Below are 17,725 nucleotides of genomic sequence, written 5' to 3' on the forward strand. Positions count from 1 at the left end.
GAACCCGTTGCGCGACCGACTCGAACGGCTCCTCGGCACGCGTGTGGACGGCGTGCGCGACCTGGGTTCCAGCCATGCGTGGACGCTGCACCGCGCGTCCCTGGCGGACGGCCGCGAGGTGTTCGTGAAGGCCGCGTCCGACCAGGCGGGCGTGTTCGCGGCGGAGGCGGCCGGGCTCCGCTGGCTGGCCGACGCGGGCCGCGGGACACCCGTCCCGGAGGTGGTCGCGGCCGACGACCACATGCTCGTCCTGCCGTGGCTGCCGTCCGCGTCGCCCGACCCGTCCACCGCGGAACGGTTCGGGCGTGAACTCGCCGTGCTCCACACCGGCGCCCGTCCGTCCGTCCAGGGCGCGCCGTGGGACGGCTACATCGCAGACCTTCCCCTGGACAACACCCCGGATGACCGGGCATGGTCCCGTTGGTACGCCGAACGTCGCCTCGAACCGTTCCTGCGACTGGGCGCCCGGCACCTGTCGTCCGCCGACGTCCGCCTGGTCGAACGCGTCATGAACGACGTCGAGGCGCTCGCCGGGCCACCCGAGCCGCCGAGCCGCGTCCACGGCGACCTGTGGTCGGGGAACGTCCTGTGGACGGACGGCCGCGCGCTGCTGATCGACCCGGCGGCGCACGGCGGCCACCGGGAAACCGACCTGGCGATGATGGCCCTGTTCGGAACGCCGCACCTCGACCGGATCCTCGCCGCCTACGACGAGTCCGCGCCACTGGCGGACGGATGGCGCGAACGGGTCCCACTGCACCAACTGCATCCGCTGCTCGTGCACGTGGCGCTCTTCGGCGCGTCCTATCGCGCCCGTCTCGTGGACGCCGCCCGCTCCGCACTCGGCTGACTCCACGTCTTCTTGTCCGGCCGGAGATGAGGTAGAAACGACGGGCAAGGCGGACAAGCGCCAGAGCTGCGGAAAGGCAGGTGCGACCCGATGGAGAGCCCACCCTGGAGGGGCGCCGTTCCCCTCGCCGTCGCCGCCGCGGCGGCGCTGTTCGTCGCCGGCGGCATGGACCTCGTCCATCGCCACCAGCGCACCCCCGAGAAGCCGCGGCACGACGCCAAGCCGGCCTCCGAATCCAAGGAGACCGAGCCGCGGTTCGTCGTCGGCGTCGCCGCGTCCGGCGCCGCGCTGATCGTCCGCGACGTCCGCACCGGCGATGACGTCGGCCTGCCCGTCGCCGCTCCGGCCGGCCGCCGCTTCCACCGCGTCGACGCCGTGAAGGACGGCTCCTACGTCGTCGCCACCTACGCCGACCGCACGGTGAAGTTCCACCGCCTCACGCTGGACGACGACGGACGTCCCGAAGCCCTCCAGGACGTCCCGAAGGCCACCGTCCCCGGCGTGTCCACCTCCTGGTCGGACCTCGCCGTCAGCCCCGACGGCACCCGCATCGCCTACGTCACCTACCAGCGCACCCGCGGACGCCTCGACGTCATCTCCACCGAAACCGGAACCGGCAAAGTGTGGACGACGAAGCTGCCCGCCCGTGTCGGCAGCCTCTCCTGGTCCGGCACGACACTCGCCTTCGTCTGGAGCCCGGTACGCCCGTCCGGCGAGACCCACCAGCTCCGCACTCTCGACACCAACGCCGCCTCAGGCGACCTGAAGGTGAGCAAGGCCGTCCTGAACCTGCCCGAAGGCGGCACCACCGCGATTCTGAACCCGGACGGCAAGACCGTCGTCGCCGGAATCATGAAGAACTCCCACCTCACAGTGCAGACGTTCACCCTGACCGGAAAACCCGCCAAGGTCCTGTGGCGCCGGCCGGTGAAGAACGAACTGACCGCCCTCGACATCTCACCCGCAGGGAAGACGATCCTCGCCACCGCCGGAGACCTCTATAGCAAGGGGGCCCGAGCCGTCCCCGGGGAGGACCTCGCCGACGCCACCTGGTGAACTTCCCGTCCCGGACACCTAAAGTGGATCGCACGGAACCGGGCGAACGGAGCAAACCCGTGGGCATGGTGATGGCCGTCAGCTTCACCCGTTACGGTCGCCTTTACTACCTCGACCCGGGCCCGCACTCCCCGAAGGTCGGCGACAAGGTCCTCGTCCCCACCGACTCCGGCCCCGAGGTCGCCGAATGCGTCTGGGCCCCGCAATGGGTCTCCGAGGACATCGACGGCCTCCCCGAATGCGCCGGCCCCGCCACCGATGAACACCTGGCCCGCGACGACACCAACCGCCGCCGCCGCGCCGAAGGCCGCGCGATCGCCAAACGCCTCATCCGCAAACACGAACTCCCCATGAAGGTCATCGGCGTCGACTACCTCGACACCGAGAACGTCTTCAAGATCTACTTCACCGCCCCACAACGCGTCGACTTCCGCGCCCTCGTCCGCGACCTGGCCCGCGGCATCAAGGCACGCGTCGAACTCCGCCAGGTCGGCCCCCGCGACGAGGCCCGCCTCCAGGGAGGCATCGGCCCCTGCGGCCGCGACCTGTGCTGCGCCACCTTCCTCAAGGACTTCGAGCCCGTCTCCGTCCGCATGGCGAAGGAACAGGACCTTCCCGTCAACCCCCTGCGCATCGCCGGCGCGTGCGGACGCCTCATGTGCTGCCTCAAGTACGAACACCCGCTGTACATGGAGTTCAAGGAGAAGGCACCCCGTCTTGGATCACGGGTGAGCACCCCCGAGGGCGAAGGCCAGGTCATCGGCTACAACGTCCCCGGTGACCGCGTGACCGTCAAGGTAGGCTCCCGCCGCTGCTCCTGCCCCTCCGCCTCCGTCTGCTCCCCCCGCCGCCAACACGACGCCATGCACAACCCACCCGAGCCCGACTGACCCCGTCCCCGCCTCGCAACCAAGCCAGGCCGACAACGACAGTGGCATGGCAGGGCCAGGACGGTGGAGGGCATCACGCACCGGTTCCGGCAGAGGTCGCATCGGTGCGGGCAGTACGCGGTACGCCAACGCGGGCGCGTGGATGACGACGAAATGTCAGCGCTCAGGCGCGCTCGGCGACGAAATACAGGTCGGGAAGGCGGCCTGGACGGGCCATCGCCGCTGACCAGGGGGCTGAGCTCAACGGTCTCTCTCTGGCCTTGGCCTGGCATTTGATAGAAGGTCGCCGCCAACCTTGGCAGATTTGCACCCTTGCCGGGGGCTTCATCCTTCTGGATGATTCGGAAACCCGCCTCATCCTGGGCGTTCCCATTCACCCGCCACCCAGGAGGCCCCGTGAGACCCAGTCCGCTGATCCTTTTGGTCTGCGGAACGGCAGCCATTGTCGCCGCAGCTCCCTACCTGGCGCCCTCGGCTCCCGAAACCGTGGCCGGTCCAGCTCCGGTTCCCGCTCCCACACCCGTCCCCGACCCCCAAACCGCACGCGCCCCCCAAGCCGACTTCGTGGACGACTCCGCGTCCGACCCCAAACGTCGCCGTGCTTCCACGAGCCCCACCCCGACGCCGAGCCGAACGGCCGCCGCCGCTCCCCGCCGTGCGGCCGCCGCTCCCGCACCCCCACCGGGCGCCGCACCCGGTCCCGGGACCGACCGCGGTCCCCGTCCCGGGCCCGGTTCCAGTTCTGGCCCGGGAGTCGTGCCGGAACCCAAACCAGAACCCGAACCGGAACCGGAACCGGAACCCACGCCGAACGAGACCGTCGAGCCCACCCCGACCGTGACCGCCATCCCCATCGCCGTGCCGAACACCGAGGGCGGCCAGCCGATCTACGCGAGCGGCGGCGTCCGCTGCACCCTCGGCTTCAACGTGCGCAAGGACGGCTCGTACTACTTCCTCACGTCGGGCGGCTGCGCGGAACCGGGCCTGAAGCTCTACCTGGATTCGGGACTGAAGATCGAACTCGGCACCGTCGTCTCCGTCGCGAACACCATCGGGCTCGCCCGCTACGTCAGCCCGAAGATGGAACGGCCCGGCAGCATCCGCGGCGTGGGCGGAGCGCATGACATCACCGCCGCGCGCAGCCCGAAGGTCGGCGAGAACCTCTGCCGCCTCAGCCCCCTCACCGGTGTGCAGTGCGGCACGGTCACGGCGGTCAACGTGAGCGTCAACCACCCCGAGGGGACGATCACCGGCCTGACGAGGACGAACATCTGCGCGGCGTCCGGCGAGCGTCCGGGCGCCCCCTTCTTCACCGGCACCATCGCGTTGGGCCTCGAAGCCGCTGGTGGCGGCGACTGCAACAGTGGCGGGTCATCCTACTTCCAACCCATCGACAAGGTGCTCAGCGCCTTCGGTGTCGACGTCTACTAGGAGCCGATCGGCAACACAAAAACCGTTTGTGCGCGGGGACGTGTTCGACCTAACGTCCGACGCGTGAATTCACCATTGCCGGACGGGCCGGTGAGGTTGCTCGGAATCGACGACCTCCCCGCATGTCAGGACCTTGCCGAGGCCCGGGACTGGGGACGCGAAGAGCACAAGTGGCGGTTCCTGTTCTCGGTCGGCGACGTGTACGGCATCGACGACCGAAACGGCGAACTCGCCGGGACGGTCGTGTCGACCGCCTACGGCAAGAACGTCGCCGCCATCAGCATGATGCTCGTCGCCGAACGTCACGAGCGACGCGGCCTGGGCAGCCGCCTGATGCGGCACGCAATGGACCACACAGGCACCGCCAGCTTCTGCCTGACCGCCACCGACTACGGACGCCCCCTGTACGAACGTCTGGGTTTCCGTGCGGTGGGACTGTGCACGTCGTACCAGGGCGAGGCCCAGAACGTGGTCAGGCAGGGAACCTCCGTCCCGGCGGAGGCGACCGACATGGCGCCCGTCCACGCGCTCGACACCGAGGTGTTCGGCGCCGACCGCGCACAACTGATCGAGGGCCTCCCCACCTTCTGCGAAACGTTCCGCGTCGTCCGGGACGGCCCTGAAATCAGGGGCTTCGGAGCCCATTGGCAGAATGACGCCCAAGCCGTCGTCGGCCCGCTCATCGCGCAGGACACCGAAACGGCCCTCACACTCCTGGCCGACATAATCCCGCAGGGCCCGGTCCGACTCGACATCGACCACAGACACCCAGAACTCATAACCTGGGCCGAGTCACACGGCCTACGCCCCGCATTCACCACCACGGTTATGGAACACGGCGCCCCCATAACCGGTGACCTATCCCGCCTCTACCTCCCCGTAGCCCAAGCCCTCGGCTAAGCCCACCCTCTGCACAGCACCTTCGAGACAGGACGACACAGCGAAAACCAACCGCTCAACCCTCGCTTGGCGGCAAACCTACGGTTTTGGAGTAGTACGCCATAACCGGTGACGCCCCGGTTCTGGTCTCCCTCCCGGCCCAGAGCCTTTCGGTCTGAGGCAACCTTCCGCACGGCGCTCTCCGGGCGCATGACGGCATGGCGGACGCCTTCAGGCTCCCGTCACATGCTCGGACACTGCACCTACGGACTGGGCACGGCTCATCGCCGATTGCGTCCAGTCTCCGTATGCCCGAGGCCTGGGGCCTTAGGGACTGAACCGACCTTCCGCCCGACGCCTTCCGAAGGCGGGACGGCCTAGCGGACGCTTCCAGGTGCGCGTCCCGTGCAGGACGCTACACCCACGAAAGTGGGCCACCGGTCGCCATTGCCGGTGATCCGTCCAGTCTCTATGTGCCTGTGGCCGAGCCTCGCGGCCGAGTCCACCTCCTGCGGGCCGCCTTCCGAGAGCAGAACGATGTCGCGGACCCTTTAGGTGAGGTACGGCACAATGGCGGGCGGTCCGTCCCGCCGCTATCTGCCCGTGGCCCAGGCCTTCGGCTGAGTCCGCTTCCTGCGTGGCGCCTTCCTGGGTGGGACGGAGTAGCGGATGATCTTCTTCCAGGTGCTCGTCACCTGCTGGGACAGCGACCCCGTGTGGTAGGGCAGGCCGTATTTCTCGCACAGCGCCCGGATGCGCGGCGCGACCTCGGAGTACCGGTTGCTCGGCATGTCCGGAAAGAGATGATGCTCGATCTGGTGGCTGAGGTTGCCCGTCATCAGGTGGAACAGTTTTCCGCCGGAGATGTTGCCCGAGCCGACGAGTTGCCGGGCGTACCATTCGCCCTTCGTCTCGCCCTCCAGCCGTTCCTCCTCGAACACCTCGATGTCGCCGGGGAAGTGCCCACAGAAGATGACCGTGTGCGCCCACACGTTGCGGATGACGTTGGCGGTGAAGTTCGCGGCCAGCGTCGACAGGAACTGCGGGCCGCTGAGCAGCGGGAACGCCACATAATCCTTACCCCACTGGCGAAGAATCTTTCGTCCGATCGCGCGCTTACCCGCCCTCCTCGCCTCCTCGCGCTCCTCACCCTCCAGTTCATCGTCGACCACCAGGTCATGCCACGCGACCCCGTACTCGAAGAACATCGCGAGCAACACGTTGTAGATCGGCTGTGCGAGGTGTGCGGGCCGCCATTCCTGCTCCGGCGTGACCCGCAGAATGCCGTAACCGACGTCCCTGTCCTTGCCGAGAATGTTGGTGAAGGTGTGGTGAAGGTAGTTGTGATTACGCTTCCACTGGTCGGCGGGCGAGACGTTGTCCCACTCCCAGGTCGTTGAATGGATCTTCGAGTCGCGCATCCAGTCCCACTGGCCGTGCATGACGTTGTGCCCGATCTCCATGTTCTCCAGGATCTTCGCGACGGCCAGCGTCACGGTCCCGGCGATCCATGCGGGCGGCAGTGAGGACGCCATGAGCAGCGCCCGACCGCCCACCTCCAGCCCTCGCTGCCACCGGATGACACGATGGATGTACGACGCGTCGCGCTCACCGAGATCGCTGAAGATCTCGTCGCGGAGCGCGTCCAGTTCCCGGGCGAGGGCATCGTAGTCGTCGACGGTGAGCTGACCGGCGGTCATCTTCTCGTGCTCCTTCAGAGTTCGATCTCCACGGACCCGGCGGCGGTCGACACGCAGGTCTGGACGACCTCGCCCTCCTCGCCGTGCACCTCACCGGTGCGCAGATCCCGGACCTGGCCGGAACGCAACCGGCCGACGCAGCTGTAGCAGATGCCCATCCGGCACCCGCTCGGCAGCAGTGCCCCCGCGTTCTCCCCGGCGACGAGCAGCGGCGTCGCCCCGTCCACGTCGACTTCGACGCCGCTCTTGGCGAACGTGACATGCCCGCCTTCGCCGTCACCACTGTTCAGGACGGTGCGGAAACGTTCGACGCGCAACCTCTTCTCGGCCCCGGCGGCATGCCAGTACCCCGCGAGATCGTCCAGCATCTCCCCGGGTCCGCAGGCCCACGCCTCCCGCTCCGCCCAGTCCGGACAGATACCGGGCAGGTCGGACGGGCTGAGTCTTCCGTCCGGCCCGGTGTGCCTCTCATGCAGCCGCAGCCCGGCCATCGCACGGAGTTCGGCGCCGAAGATGACGTCGCTCTCCGTCCGGTCCGAGTGCACGAGCACGATGTCGGGCGTGCCGCCGAGCTGCCGCAACATGGCCATGACCGGCGTGATTCCACTCCCCGCCGTCACGAACAGCAGCTTCCGGGGAACCCGCGGCGGCAGGACGAACTCACCGTCCGCGAGCCCAAGCCGAACAATCGTGCCGGGCCGCACCACCCTGGCCAGGTGCGCGGAGACGAACCCGTCCGGCGCCGCCTTGACGGTGATGGTGATGCGCCCGTCCCGCCGGGGCGGGGACGACAGCGAGAACGTCCGCCAGTACCGCACCCCATCGATGTCCACGCCGACCTTGACCCACTGGCCCGGCCGGTGCCTCCGCCAGGCCCGCCCCGGCCTGATCACCAGCGTGGCCGCGTCCGACGTCTCCCTCCGGACGGCCTCGACCCGCCCCCGAAGATCCGCGCTGGACCACAGCGGATTCACCAGCCCGAGATAGTCCTCCGGCAGAAGCGGTGTCGTCAGCTGACGTACCGCCGTCTCGATCCGCTTCCTCAAACGAGGCGCACCGTTCGCCGTGGCGCGCGCCGATGCGGTGACCAAGACGCCTCCCTGGTCGGAGAGAAACCTACGTTTGCGTAACTTACGGAGGCGTAAGGAGAGGTTCAACCCCTCCACCGGAAACGCGACAGGCATCACACCCGACACCCACCCGCGCATGACAATGCCCACGAAACCGCCGAAAACACGCCCGCGCTCCCACCCCCGAACACACCGAACGCGCCCTCAACCCGATCCCCCCGTCAGTGGGCCTGACCCCGCCCACGAACCATGACGACCGCGCCTCAGCCTGCTCCCCCGTCAATGGGCCGTGCCCACGTGGCGGGCCATGACGAAAGCGTCCTTGGACTGCTCCCCGTCGAGCGGGCTTGGCAGTGGGGCGCCGTGAACGCGACCTCAGACACCCCCTGGCGCGTAGGTGGGGGCAGCCGTGTGCCTGACGCGTCCAGAAGTCGCCCGGCATGGTGGCCCGTCCACAGGCCGGTCTCCCGTCGTCAATGGGGCGTGGCCGCGTGGCCGCGTGGTGGCGTGGTGGACGTGTCCTTGGGCTGTTCCTCGTCGAGCGGGTGTGGCTGCGGGTTTGGCAGTGGGGCGCCGTGTACGCGGCCTTTGACTCCCCCTGGCGCGTTGGTGGGGGTGGCCGTGTGCCTGGCGCGTCCGGGAGTGGCCCGGCATGGTGGCCCGTCCACGGGCCGATCTCCATCGTCAGTGGGGCGTGGCCGCAGAGCTGGACGCGTCCTGGCCTGATCTTCGTCGTCAGTGGGTGTCGACGCGGGCATGGGTGCGCGCATGGTGCACGCGTTCTTAAGTCTGATCCCGTCATCGTCAGGGCTCGCGGACTTGGTCCCGGCGTGACCAAGTCGCCTTCAGCCACGCGCCAGCGTCCAAACAAAAGGATGGGCGGATATGGGACAGCCCGTAAAGCGAAGTCCACCTCGCTGGCGACCTGGCCACGGTGTGAGTGTTCAGACGAGCGCTCTGACGGCACTTTGAGACGCACCCCAGTTGCTGGGCGTGGCGAATGCGTCCTCGCTCTGATCCTTCGCGTTAGTGGACGTGGATCTGGCCGGGAGCATCGCGCACGTGTCCTCAGGCTTACCCCTTTCCCGCGATCGAAGCCGTCCTGCGCGAACTGGTCCGCGGCCCGCCGTGTGCCCTCTGCGGGTGCCGCGCGAGGCCTGCCCACCGCAGAAGGTCCGTGGCGTGGGCGGGCGCGGTTTCAGGCCCGGTGCTCTCGGTAGAGGGTGTGGATGTGGGGCTGGTGGCGGGCGTGGTGAATGCGTCCTCTGGGCCGGTGTCGTCATGGTCAGAGAGCGTGGGCATGGGCCTCCTTCGATTTGCGAGGGATGGCGAGAATCGGGAGGAGGGAGATGAACAGAATCGCGGCGACCCACCAGAACGTCTCGGTGAAGGCGTTTGTCAGCGCGGGCATGTCGGACGCGTGCCGTCCGGCGGTTTCGCCGAGGTTGCCGGACGCACCGGGGACCTCGTCGCGGATGGCGATCTGCAGGATGACCGCCATGACCGCGGTCCCGAACGAGCTACCCACGCGAACCAAGATGTTCGCGCCGGTCGTCGCCGCGGGCACCGCTGTCCGTGGCAGGCCCTGGTAGGCCATCGACAGGAGGCAGGGAGCGATCAGGCCGTGGCCCAGCCCGACACCGAACATCGCGACCATGATCACCGCGCGGCCGGTGCCGGGACCGATGGTGGTGAGGACCAGTACGCCGACGAGTACGCAGAGGACGCCGCCGACGGCGAACCAGCGTCCGCCGTACCTGTCGCTCAACCGTCCCGACACCGACATGGTGATCATCGCGCCGGCGCCCATCGGGGCCAGTAACCAACCCGCGTCCAAAGCGGACTGTCCACGGACGATGCCGGCGAACAGCGGAACGAGAATCATCACGCCGAACATCGCGCCGCTGTAGAGGAAGAGCCCTCCGGTGGCGGTGGTGAACGCCCGTGTGCCCAGCCGACGCAGGTCGATGAGCGCGCCGTCCCCCATGCGCAACGCGTGCGCGACGAACGCGGCCACCAGGACGGCTCCGGCGCTGACGCTGGCGAGGAAGCGCGTGCCGGTGAGGCTCGTCCCGTTTCCGGCCTCCGACAGCCCGTACACCAGGATCGCCAGACCCGGGCACAGGAGCAGCATGCCGACCGTGTCCAGCCGGGCGTCGCCGCTGCGCTCGATGTCGCGTGGCAACACCCACAGCGCTGCGACCACCGCCAACGCGCAAATTGGGAGATTGACGAAGAACATCCAGCGCCAGTCCAGGCCTTCGAGGATGACGCCGCCGAGAATCGGGCCGAGCAGCGGCGCGAACATGGCCGGGACGGAGACGATGCTCATCACGTGGCCCATCCGTTCTGGCCCGGCTTCCCGGGCGAGCATCATCTGCCCGACAGGCAACAACATTCCGCCGCCGACGCCCTGGAGGACGCGGAACGCGATCAGCGAGGGGAGAGTCCAGGCGAGACCACATAACAGCGACCCGCCGACGAACGCACCGATCGAGACGAGCCACATGGTGCGGGCACCGAACCGTCGCACCGACCAGCCGGACAGAGGGACCGCCATGGACAGGGCGAGGGTGTAGCCGGTCACCACCCAGTGAACGGTCGACAGGGGCGCGCCGAAGTCCCTGCCCAGGGACGCGATCGCGACGTTGACGATCGTGGCGTCGAGAACCGTCATGATCGCGCCGAGCACCACGACGATCGCGAGGTTGCGCAGTTGCGGGTCGATGCCCTCCGCGCTGACATGCGACGCCTTCCGGAAGGTCATCCGGCCACCTCCGTTCCCGTACGCCGTATCGCCACCACCGTACACCGTATCAGCAGATCCGTACACCGTATCGATACGGTGTATCGCGTAAGATCGAGATGTGGCAGGTTCGGCAAGGTCAGGCGATGTTTGGACGCGTCCTCGCGGCGGACGCCGCCCGAAGTTGACGCGTGCGGCGATCGTCGAGGCCGCAATCAAGATCGCCGACGCCGAGGGCCTGAACGCGGTGTCGATTCGCCGTATCGCGAACGAGTTGGGCGTCCGTGCGATGAGCCTGTACACCCACATCGATGCCAAAGAGGACATCTTCGACCTCATGTACGACGAGGTCGCCAAGGAGGTGCTGGTCGAGGGAGAGTTGCCCGACGACTGGCGTGAGGCGATCCTTCAGATCGTCCACAAGGAGCGCGAGGTCGGCCTCAGGCACCCCTGGATGCTCGAACTCGCCCACCGTTCCCCTCGCGTGGGACCCAACGGGCTACGTCATGTCGAGCAGTCCCTGGCCGCGGCCGCACTGCTCACCACCGATCCCGAGGCGATGCTGGCCATCGTCACCACCATCGACCACTACATGCTGGGCTACACGGTGCGGGAGCAACACGTCCACGAGAACGGTCAGGAACGCGTCCACAGCAGCCTCCTGGAGCGGGAGTACGTCCGCTCGCTTCTGGAGAGTGGCGAGTTCCCTCACCTCAAGCCGCTCTTCGAGCAGGGCCTCTACGGTCGGGAGAACTTCACCCAGGGCCTGAACTGGCTACTGGACGGCATCGAACGCGACTACGCAGAGAAGTAGCCCTTACCCATCGTGACGTCGTAGCGTAGGCGCCAGTGTACGTACCGCAATCATGAGACGGGGTTCAGGTGCGGGCAGCGAAGTTCATCAGTGTCGCCGTGGTCTCGACACTCGCCGTGGCCACCGGATGCAACAACAACGACGATGGTGGCACCCAACGGTCAGTGCCGTCCGCGAACGCTCCGGCCGGCCTCGAAGCGTTCTACCAGCAGAAACCTTCCTGGAAGGACTGCCGGGACGGGTTCCAGTGCGCGACCGTCCAGGTACCCCTCGACTACACGGAACCCGCCGGTGCGAAGGTCGGCATCTCCGTCATCCGACTCCCCGCGCAGAACAAATCCGTCCGGATCGGTTCACTCCTCACCAATCCCGGCGGGCCCGGCGGTTCCGGCGTCAACTTCGTCCGTCAGGCGGCCCGCGCGTTCGGAAACGACCTGCGCGACCGCTTCGACATCGTCGGCTTCGACCCTCGAGGCGTCGCGGGCAGCGCCCCCGTCCGCTGCAACACGGGCCCACAACTCGACGACTTCTTCGCCACCGACGCGTCCCCGGACGACAAGAAGGAAACCGACGCGCTCGCCACCGAAGGCCAGGAGTTCGCCCAGAACTGCAAATCAGAGGCATCCGCCGCACTTCCGCACGTCGGGACCGTCAACGCCGCCCGTGACATGGACGTCCTACGCGCCGCCCTCGGCGACCCGAAGCTGACCTACTACGGCGCCTCCTACGGCACCTACCTGGGCGCCTTTTACGCCGAGCAGTTCCCCCGGAACATCCGTGCCTTCGTCCTGGACGGCGCCGTCGACCCCACACTCTCCTCGACCGACGTCCTGATCGAACAGGCCAAGGGCTTCGAAACCGCACTCCGCGCCTTCGCCGACGACTGCGTCCGAGCAGGCTCCTGCCGCTTCGGCAACTCCGTCGACGCGGTCCTCGCCACCATCTCGGCCTTCCTCGCCAAGACGGACAAGACACCCCTCACGAACAGCCGAGACTCGCGAAAGGTCACCGAGTCCCTGGCCGTCATGGGCCTGGCCAGGGCCCTCTACGTGAAGGAGTACTGGCCCGTCCTCCGTCAGGCCCTCACCCAGGCCATACAGAAGTCCGACGGCACGATGCTCCTGACCCTCGCGGACGAGATGGTCGAACGCAAACCAGACGGCTCCTACAGCAACCAGACCGACGCAAACATGGCCGTCAACTGCGTCGACAAGCCCAACCCCCCGGACGCCGCCACCTACGCCAAGGCGGCCGCCGAAGCCGAGAAGGCCGCTCCCCGCTTCGGCCCCTTCGTCGTCTGGGGCGGCATCCCCTGCGTCTACTGGCCCACCCAGACGAAGGACCAACCAAAGCCCATCACCGCCAAGGGAGCCGCCCCCATCCTCGTCATCGGCACCCTCCGCGACCCGGCCACACCGTACAAGTGGTCCCAGAGCCTCGCAGACCAACTCTCCAGCGGCGTCCTCCTCACCTTCGACGGCGACGGCCACACCGCCTACCTCCAGGGTGACCACTGCATCACCCAGGCGACCGACAACTACCTCATCTCCACCGACCCACCGAAGGACGGCACCACCTGCCGCTAGATAACCAGTGCACACTCACCCCCACGGACCCGGTAGACTGCATCGCGCCGTGCCCCACACGGCACGCCGCCTTAGCTCAGTCGGCAGAGCGATTCACTCGTAATGAATAGGTCGTCGGTTCGATTCCGACAGGCGGCTCCAGCGCAAAGCCCCCTTCCGATCTTGGAAGGGGGCTTCTTGCTAACAGCGGCGTCTAGGCCGCCTCGCTCATGACCCGTGCGAACATGTCCGCGGCAGCCACCTCGGCCGACCGGATCACATGCGCATAGACCCGGAGCGTGATCGCCGGATCGGCATGCCCGAGTCGAGCGGCCACCACATGGACGGGGACACCGGCCAGGAGCAGCGTGGTCGCGTGGATATGCCGCAGGTCGTGTACCCGAGCGTGGGGGAGCGGCTCAGCCGGACGCGGCCCCTCCTTCGGCCGGTTGTAGGCCCGGATGGTCTTGGTCATGAGCCAGCCGACCGAGTCCGGGAGAATCGGGTCACCCCATCCAGTCGCGAACACGTAGCCGTCTTCCGGACCACGCCACTTCTCCCCGACGAGGAACTTGTCAGCCGCCTGACTCTTGCTGTGCTCGCGGAGGCCATCGATGACGCTTGTGGACCGGCTGATCGTGATCTATTTTGCGTCGACGTCGATGTTCGACCACCGCAGATTCAGCAACTCCCCACGCCGCGCACCCGTGTAGGCGGCTAGGTGGTAGAAGGCGAATAGCCGATGCCAACGGACGGCTGCCAGGAACGTGTGAAGCTGCGTGGCCATCCGCACCGAGCCCGGTTCGTTCAGCGCCGCTTCTGGCCTGGCCCGCTCGACCTGGTTGGACGGTATGAGTTCGTCGACCAGGACGGCGTCACCGAACGACTTGCGGAGAATTGCGTGCGTCCGTGTGACGGTCGAGATGCCGAGCGGTTTGCCGTCCTCGCCACCGCCCTTCAAGAGGTCGCGGTAGAGCCTCGTGGTTCGGGCCGGGCGTACGGCCTGGAGTCGAAGCTCGCCGATGTGCGGCTTGATGTAGAGCCGGATCATGGTGCGGTAGCTGGCGAGCGTACGCGGTCGAATCTCTCAGAGCGGCGCGGTCGTTCGTGCTCTCTTGGTGGACGTTGCCGGAAGCCTTTCGGTGGATTCCCGTCGTCGTGTTGGTCGATGAGGTCGCCGAGTTGTTCCTGATGGCGGACAAGTCGGAGAAGGATGAGGTGGCCAGGACGGCTACGGCCCTGCTGCGGTTGGCGCAACTGGGGCGGGCGTTCGCGGTCTACCTCGTCGTCTGCGGGCAACGCATCGGCTCTGACCTGGGGCCCGGCGTCACCGCGCTTTCTCTACGTCTTCAAGGGCGCCCGCTCCGCGGCCGCCGGGGGGGCCGGGCGGGGACGACGGGCGTGCGGCCTCTCCGGGCCGGTCCCGCCGTCCCCGCCCGCCCCTACAGGCAGCGAACCCGACCCAAGAGAACACGAAAGCCCGCACCGCTCTGAGATGCTGGCGAGGTGCACGGCACCACCAAGATCAGTCTTGATCGTTTCAGCGACACACCGGGGTCTCACGCACGACCGGAGGTTCGCTGCAAATTCGCGCCCCGTTCGGCCGCCTATGCGGCAGCCAGCCAGCAGCTTTACCCTGGGGTCCTCATCGCCCCTACGAGGGGTCGCAACACCAAGCCGGTCACGATCGTGCTGCATGAGATCCAGTCCTCATCGCCCCTACGAGGGGTCGCAACCGGTTGCCTTCTCGCGCTCGCCGGAGGCCGCGGGCGTCCTCATCGCCCCTACGAGGGGTCGCAACTCCCAGTCCCGCAGCGGGTCCACGCCCAGTGCGTCGTCCTCATCGCCCCTACGAGGGGTCGCAACGTCCACGACGTGTCGCGCGGCTTGGCGCCGCGCGGGTCCTCATCGCCCCTACGAGGAGTCGCAACCCGTGCAGCCCCCGCAGGGCGCCGGCGGCCAGACCGGTCCTCATCGCCCCTACGAGGGGTCGCAACTCCAACGGCCCGGCCGGGTGCTCAACGATAGCCAGCGTCCTCATCGCCCCTACGAGGGGTCGCAACGAGAGGGTGTCCATGCTGATCGACAAGCCGAGCGGCGTCCTCATCGCCCCTACGAGGGGTCGCAACCCGGGGTCAGAGAGTCCGCAGCACATCTTGGCCATCTGGTCCTCATCGCCCCTACGAGGGTTTACGGAACCAGGTCAGGAGCCATCAAAGGTGGCTCCAGCTAAAGGCCCCCTTCCGATCTTGGAAGGGGGCTGTTCGCTAAGCCGCTGTGCCTGGCCACGGTCAAGGCCGCCGCTCGTGCCGAGCGCACCGTCTGCACCGCTTGGCCGCAGGGAAGACCGCATGGCCCCCTCGCAGCGGTCTACGACGCGCTGCCTGCACCGCGCCGTCCGCATGATGTGATTACCGTTCCCGGTCGAGGGGACGACGCCGCCTCCAGGCGCCGGACGCCCCGACCAGGGCCAAAGACGATGCGTTGACGGCGCGTCGCTGTTGTTGCTTCAGGGTGGAGGGAGCCGGCCGGGCTAGGGCAACAGCGACTAGGGCCCGTGATCCTATGGACGGCGGGGAAGGTGTGGGGCACGGACACGGTCAGCCCGCGAGCTTAGTCCTCGGTCTGGAGGCCTTGGGCGGTGAGGCCCGGGTGCTGGTCGCTTACATGTTCGAGCTCGTCGAGGGCGTCTGCAAGGTGGTCGAGTCGGGGAGAGAGTGTCCGGGGCCAGGTAGAGGAACGTGGCAATGTGGTGATTCGAGGTGAGTGTAAACGGCGGTTGCTGGGCGGGGATTGATGGGTCGATAAGGTTGACTGCGGTCGGGTTCGTCGGGATCCTCAAGATCGTGAGCGGTGGGGTGTGGCTTAGTCAAGACCACCAACTGGTGCCGGGCGCCCAGATCTTCCGTAGTGGGCATCGTTTCTTTCTTGAGGCTTACTCTGCTAGTTTCTGCAGACTGCTGCTTCGCAGCATCGAGGGTGATGATGGGCTCGGTAACCACCATACGACCACCATCGACCTGCTGTTCCACCGGACCGAGGCCATCAAGATCGAAACTGATCTGAACGGGCTGACTGTCCGGTGTGCTGGTCCCGGAGAAGCTGAGAAGATCAAGCGGGGTTTGCATGGCCCCTATCGTGACTTGGGAAGCCGGGTTTTCCTGCTGGATAGTCGAGGCGGCACCGGTTACGTTGTCAGCGGGGCGGTTGGTTGGCGGGAGGGTGTTCTCGGCCCCACCCGGCGTAGCTTTTTCAACGAGGTCAACACGCCCAGAGACTATGAGCCAAGATGGCCGGTCCAGCCATTGTTCGGCATCGAGCACGGTCTGAAAAAAGCCTCAGTCCAGGACCTCGTTCAAGCCGTCGTGCAACCGGGGCAGGTACGCCGGGAGCAGTACCGCATGGTCCATGTCCTGATGGCCCGAGTCGACGAGCATGAAGTTTCGGCGGTTGGTGTTTTCCTAACCGAGGAAGACGCTGACGACGCCCGCGAACAGCTATCTCCGACGGTGAGTGCCTGCTGGGTCGAACCTCTGCCCATAGCCCTCTGACCGCTCGGTTGCTGGGTCCCGTCAGCGTGCTGGTCGCCTGTAGCCCTGCATGCTTGCTTAGCGAGTTGATGGGAGGGAGGTTGGATGATCAACGGAGATGACCCGCGGCCTAGGTGGATTGTTCGGCTCATCGCGGAGTTGAGCGCGCTTCTGCAGGAAGAGATTGAGCTTGCTGAGCCTCTAGAGAATTGCTTGATGGGCGACGAGGCGTTCTCCTGCCTTATTCGTAGTTCACCTCCGCAAGGCAACGGCTTCCAATTGTGCTGGGAAGGTGTGCTGGGGATGCAACTCATCGACGGGGAGCCTGACACCAGTGTTTCGCTTTTTTTGTACAGCAGGAATCGGCGACTCGGGGTGATGGACGATAGGGATGGAAGCTTCTTGGAGGTCGTCTACGAGGGTTCGCTGGAACATGGCGGGCAGTGGGGAAATCCCGTATGGATGCGGGACGACCTTGGTGAGTATCGCGCATACGAATCGTACGGCGATCGGTGACAGACCATCACGTCACGGCCGCTGTATGTGGGAGCGTTCGGCCTTTTGGGACTTGGGTGAGCGGCCACATTGGAATGGAGTAGGCGCCTTCTCCGGCCGGTCGGGGTGGTGTTGCCATTCTGGCGGACGGCTGGGACTCGTCGTGTGCGGGCCGGTGCTCTCGTTGAGTGCTGGCCCCCTGTCGGGACGTGATGCCTAGCCGATGGGCTGGGGAGTGGGGGCCAGGTGCTCGGCGAGGATTTTCAGGTGGGTCTCGCGGGCTTCGGTATGACAGCGGCGGCCCGCGTCGGTGATTGCGACGACGACGCCGCGGCGGTCGAACTCGCAGAGGTCGCGTCGGACGTAGTTCTGTTTCTCCAGGCGGGCGACGGTGCGGGAGAGGGCGCTCTGGCTGAGGTACATGGCCGCGGCGATCTCCTGCATGCGGGGCTTGTCACACTGAGCGTCCACGAGGCGGTCGAGCGTTTCGTACTCGCTCATGGTGAGGCCGTGGGCGTCCTGTAGCGCGCGGTCGAGGGCGCACGCGAGCTTGTTGTAGCAGGTCGCGAGCTCACGCCACCGGTCGACGAGTGCAGCCTCCGCCTTCATGGCGCGGATCCTAGCATGCGCGCGCATCTGATGCATCCGAATTAAGTTCCGAGGAATCTAGTGCATGGACATTGAATGCATGTGCATGTA

15 protein-coding genes, 1 tRNA gene, 1 pseudogene and 1 CRISPR repeat array are annotated in these 17,725 nt (G+C 67.0%); of the genes and pseudogenes, 11 read left to right on the forward strand and 6 right to left on the reverse strand.

The genetic code is table 11. The features are described 5' to 3' along the window. Positions 1–7: 7 nt before the first annotated feature. The 5 genes from BZB76_RS25475 (at position 8) to BZB76_RS25495 (ending at position 5,127) form a co-directional block, all read left to right on the forward strand. Positions 8–850, forward strand: a complete 843-nt coding sequence (locus BZB76_RS25475) for a fructosamine kinase family protein (RefSeq protein ID WP_246007205.1) — start codon at positions 8–10, stop codon at positions 848–850. Between the two features lie 90 nt (positions 851–940). Further along, complete coding sequence (locus BZB76_RS25480) at positions 941–1,906, forward strand: WD40 repeat domain-containing protein (RefSeq protein WP_121436983.1); 966 nt, start codon at positions 941–943, stop codon at positions 1,904–1,906. A 65-nt stretch (positions 1,907–1,971) separates the two neighbouring features. Beyond that, on the forward strand, positions 1,972–2,796 hold the full coding sequence (locus BZB76_RS25485) for a PSP1 domain-containing protein (protein WP_121436984.1): 825 nt from the start codon (positions 1,972–1,974) through the stop codon (positions 2,794–2,796). Between the two features lie 756 nt (positions 2,797–3,552). Then, positions 3,553–4,227, forward strand: a complete 675-nt coding sequence (locus tag BZB76_RS25490; RefSeq protein WP_121436985.1) for a S1 family peptidase — start codon at positions 3,553–3,555, stop codon at positions 4,225–4,227. A gap of 63 nt (positions 4,228–4,290) precedes the next feature. Continuing rightward, a complete protein-coding gene (locus BZB76_RS25495; protein ID WP_170180747.1) occupies positions 4,291–5,127 on the forward strand; it encodes a GNAT family N-acetyltransferase in 837 nt (278 codons plus the stop codon). A 572-nt stretch (positions 5,128–5,699) separates the two neighbouring features. On the opposite strand, the gene BZB76_RS25500 is transcribed toward BZB76_RS25495, so the two are convergent. The 3 genes from BZB76_RS25500 to BZB76_RS25510 form a co-directional block, all read right to left on the reverse strand. Next, positions 5,700–6,806 carry a fatty acid desaturase family protein gene (locus tag BZB76_RS25500; protein ID WP_121436987.1) on the reverse strand — a complete coding sequence of 369 codons (1,107 nt, stop codon included), beginning with the start codon at positions 6,804–6,806 and terminating at the stop codon, positions 5,700–5,702. A 14-nt stretch (positions 6,807–6,820) separates the two neighbouring features. Next, entirely contained in the window at positions 6,821–7,852 is a 1,032-nt protein-coding gene (locus tag BZB76_RS25505; RefSeq protein ID WP_246007206.1) for a ferredoxin reductase, read from the reverse strand. Between the two features lie 1,309 nt (positions 7,853–9,161). Then, the gene (locus BZB76_RS25510) at positions 9,162–10,643 is read right to left on the reverse strand and encodes a DHA2 family efflux MFS transporter permease subunit (RefSeq protein ID WP_170180748.1); all 1,482 of its coding nucleotides are present in this window, start codon (positions 10,641–10,643) and stop codon (positions 9,162–9,164) included. Between the two features lie 163 nt (positions 10,644–10,806). Between BZB76_RS25510 and BZB76_RS25515 the strand changes: the two genes are divergently transcribed. The 3 genes from BZB76_RS25515 to BZB76_RS25525 all read left to right on the forward strand — a co-directional run bounded on the left by BZB76_RS25515 (position 10,807) and on the right by BZB76_RS25525 (position 13,163). Next, the gene (locus tag BZB76_RS25515; RefSeq protein ID WP_170180749.1) at positions 10,807–11,436 is read left to right on the forward strand and encodes a TetR/AcrR family transcriptional regulator; all 630 of its coding nucleotides are present in this window, start codon (positions 10,807–10,809) and stop codon (positions 11,434–11,436) included. Between the two features lie 68 nt (positions 11,437–11,504). Next, positions 11,505–13,022 (forward strand): alpha/beta hydrolase, encoded by a 1,518-nt coding sequence (locus BZB76_RS25520; protein WP_246007207.1) that lies wholly within the window; start codon positions 11,505–11,507, stop codon positions 13,020–13,022. A 65-nt stretch (positions 13,023–13,087) separates the two neighbouring features. Further along, positions 13,088–13,163: transfer RNA gene (locus BZB76_RS25525), tRNA-Thr, on the forward strand. A gap of 52 nt (positions 13,164–13,215) precedes the next feature. Here the strand turns inward: BZB76_RS25525 and BZB76_RS36060 are convergent. After that, complete coding sequence (locus BZB76_RS36060) at positions 13,216–13,644, reverse strand: tyrosine-type recombinase/integrase (protein WP_121436989.1); 429 nt, start codon at positions 13,642–13,644, stop codon at positions 13,216–13,218. Beyond that, complete coding sequence (locus BZB76_RS36065) at positions 13,645–14,085, reverse strand: tyrosine-type recombinase/integrase (RefSeq protein WP_281273920.1); 441 nt, start codon at positions 14,083–14,085, stop codon at positions 13,645–13,647. Between the two features lie 35 nt (positions 14,086–14,120). Here BZB76_RS36065 and BZB76_RS36070 point away from each other — a divergent pair. The 3 genes and pseudogenes from BZB76_RS36070 to BZB76_RS25545 all read left to right on the forward strand — a co-directional run. Beyond that, positions 14,121–14,360, forward strand: a pseudogene (locus BZB76_RS36070) (FtsK/SpoIIIE domain-containing protein); the annotation flags it as partial. A gap of 282 nt (positions 14,361–14,642) precedes the next feature. Beyond that, positions 14,643–15,198: a CRISPR direct-repeat array (repeat unit 30 nt; unit sequence GTCCTCATCGCCCCTACGAGGGGTCGCAAC). A gap of 565 nt (positions 15,199–15,763) precedes the next feature. Beyond that, complete coding sequence (locus BZB76_RS34315) at positions 15,764–16,552, forward strand: hypothetical protein (protein ID WP_147449541.1); 789 nt, start codon at positions 15,764–15,766, stop codon at positions 16,550–16,552. Between the two features lie 84 nt (positions 16,553–16,636). Further along, positions 16,637–17,047, forward strand: a complete 411-nt coding sequence (locus BZB76_RS25545; protein WP_121436991.1) for a hypothetical protein — start codon at positions 16,637–16,639, stop codon at positions 17,045–17,047. 195 nt (positions 17,048–17,242) lie between these two features. Here BZB76_RS25545 and BZB76_RS25550 read toward each other — a convergent pair whose 3' ends face one another. Further along, positions 17,243–17,635, reverse strand: a complete 393-nt coding sequence (locus BZB76_RS25550) for a MarR family winged helix-turn-helix transcriptional regulator (RefSeq protein ID WP_121437439.1) — start codon at positions 17,633–17,635, stop codon at positions 17,243–17,245. Positions 17,636–17,725: the final 90 nt, after the last annotated feature.

The organism is Actinomadura pelletieri DSM 43383 (assembly GCF_003634705.1).
In the GTDB taxonomy this organism is placed as follows: Bacteria; Actinomycetota; Actinomycetes; order Streptosporangiales; family Streptosporangiaceae; genus Spirillospora; species Spirillospora pelletieri.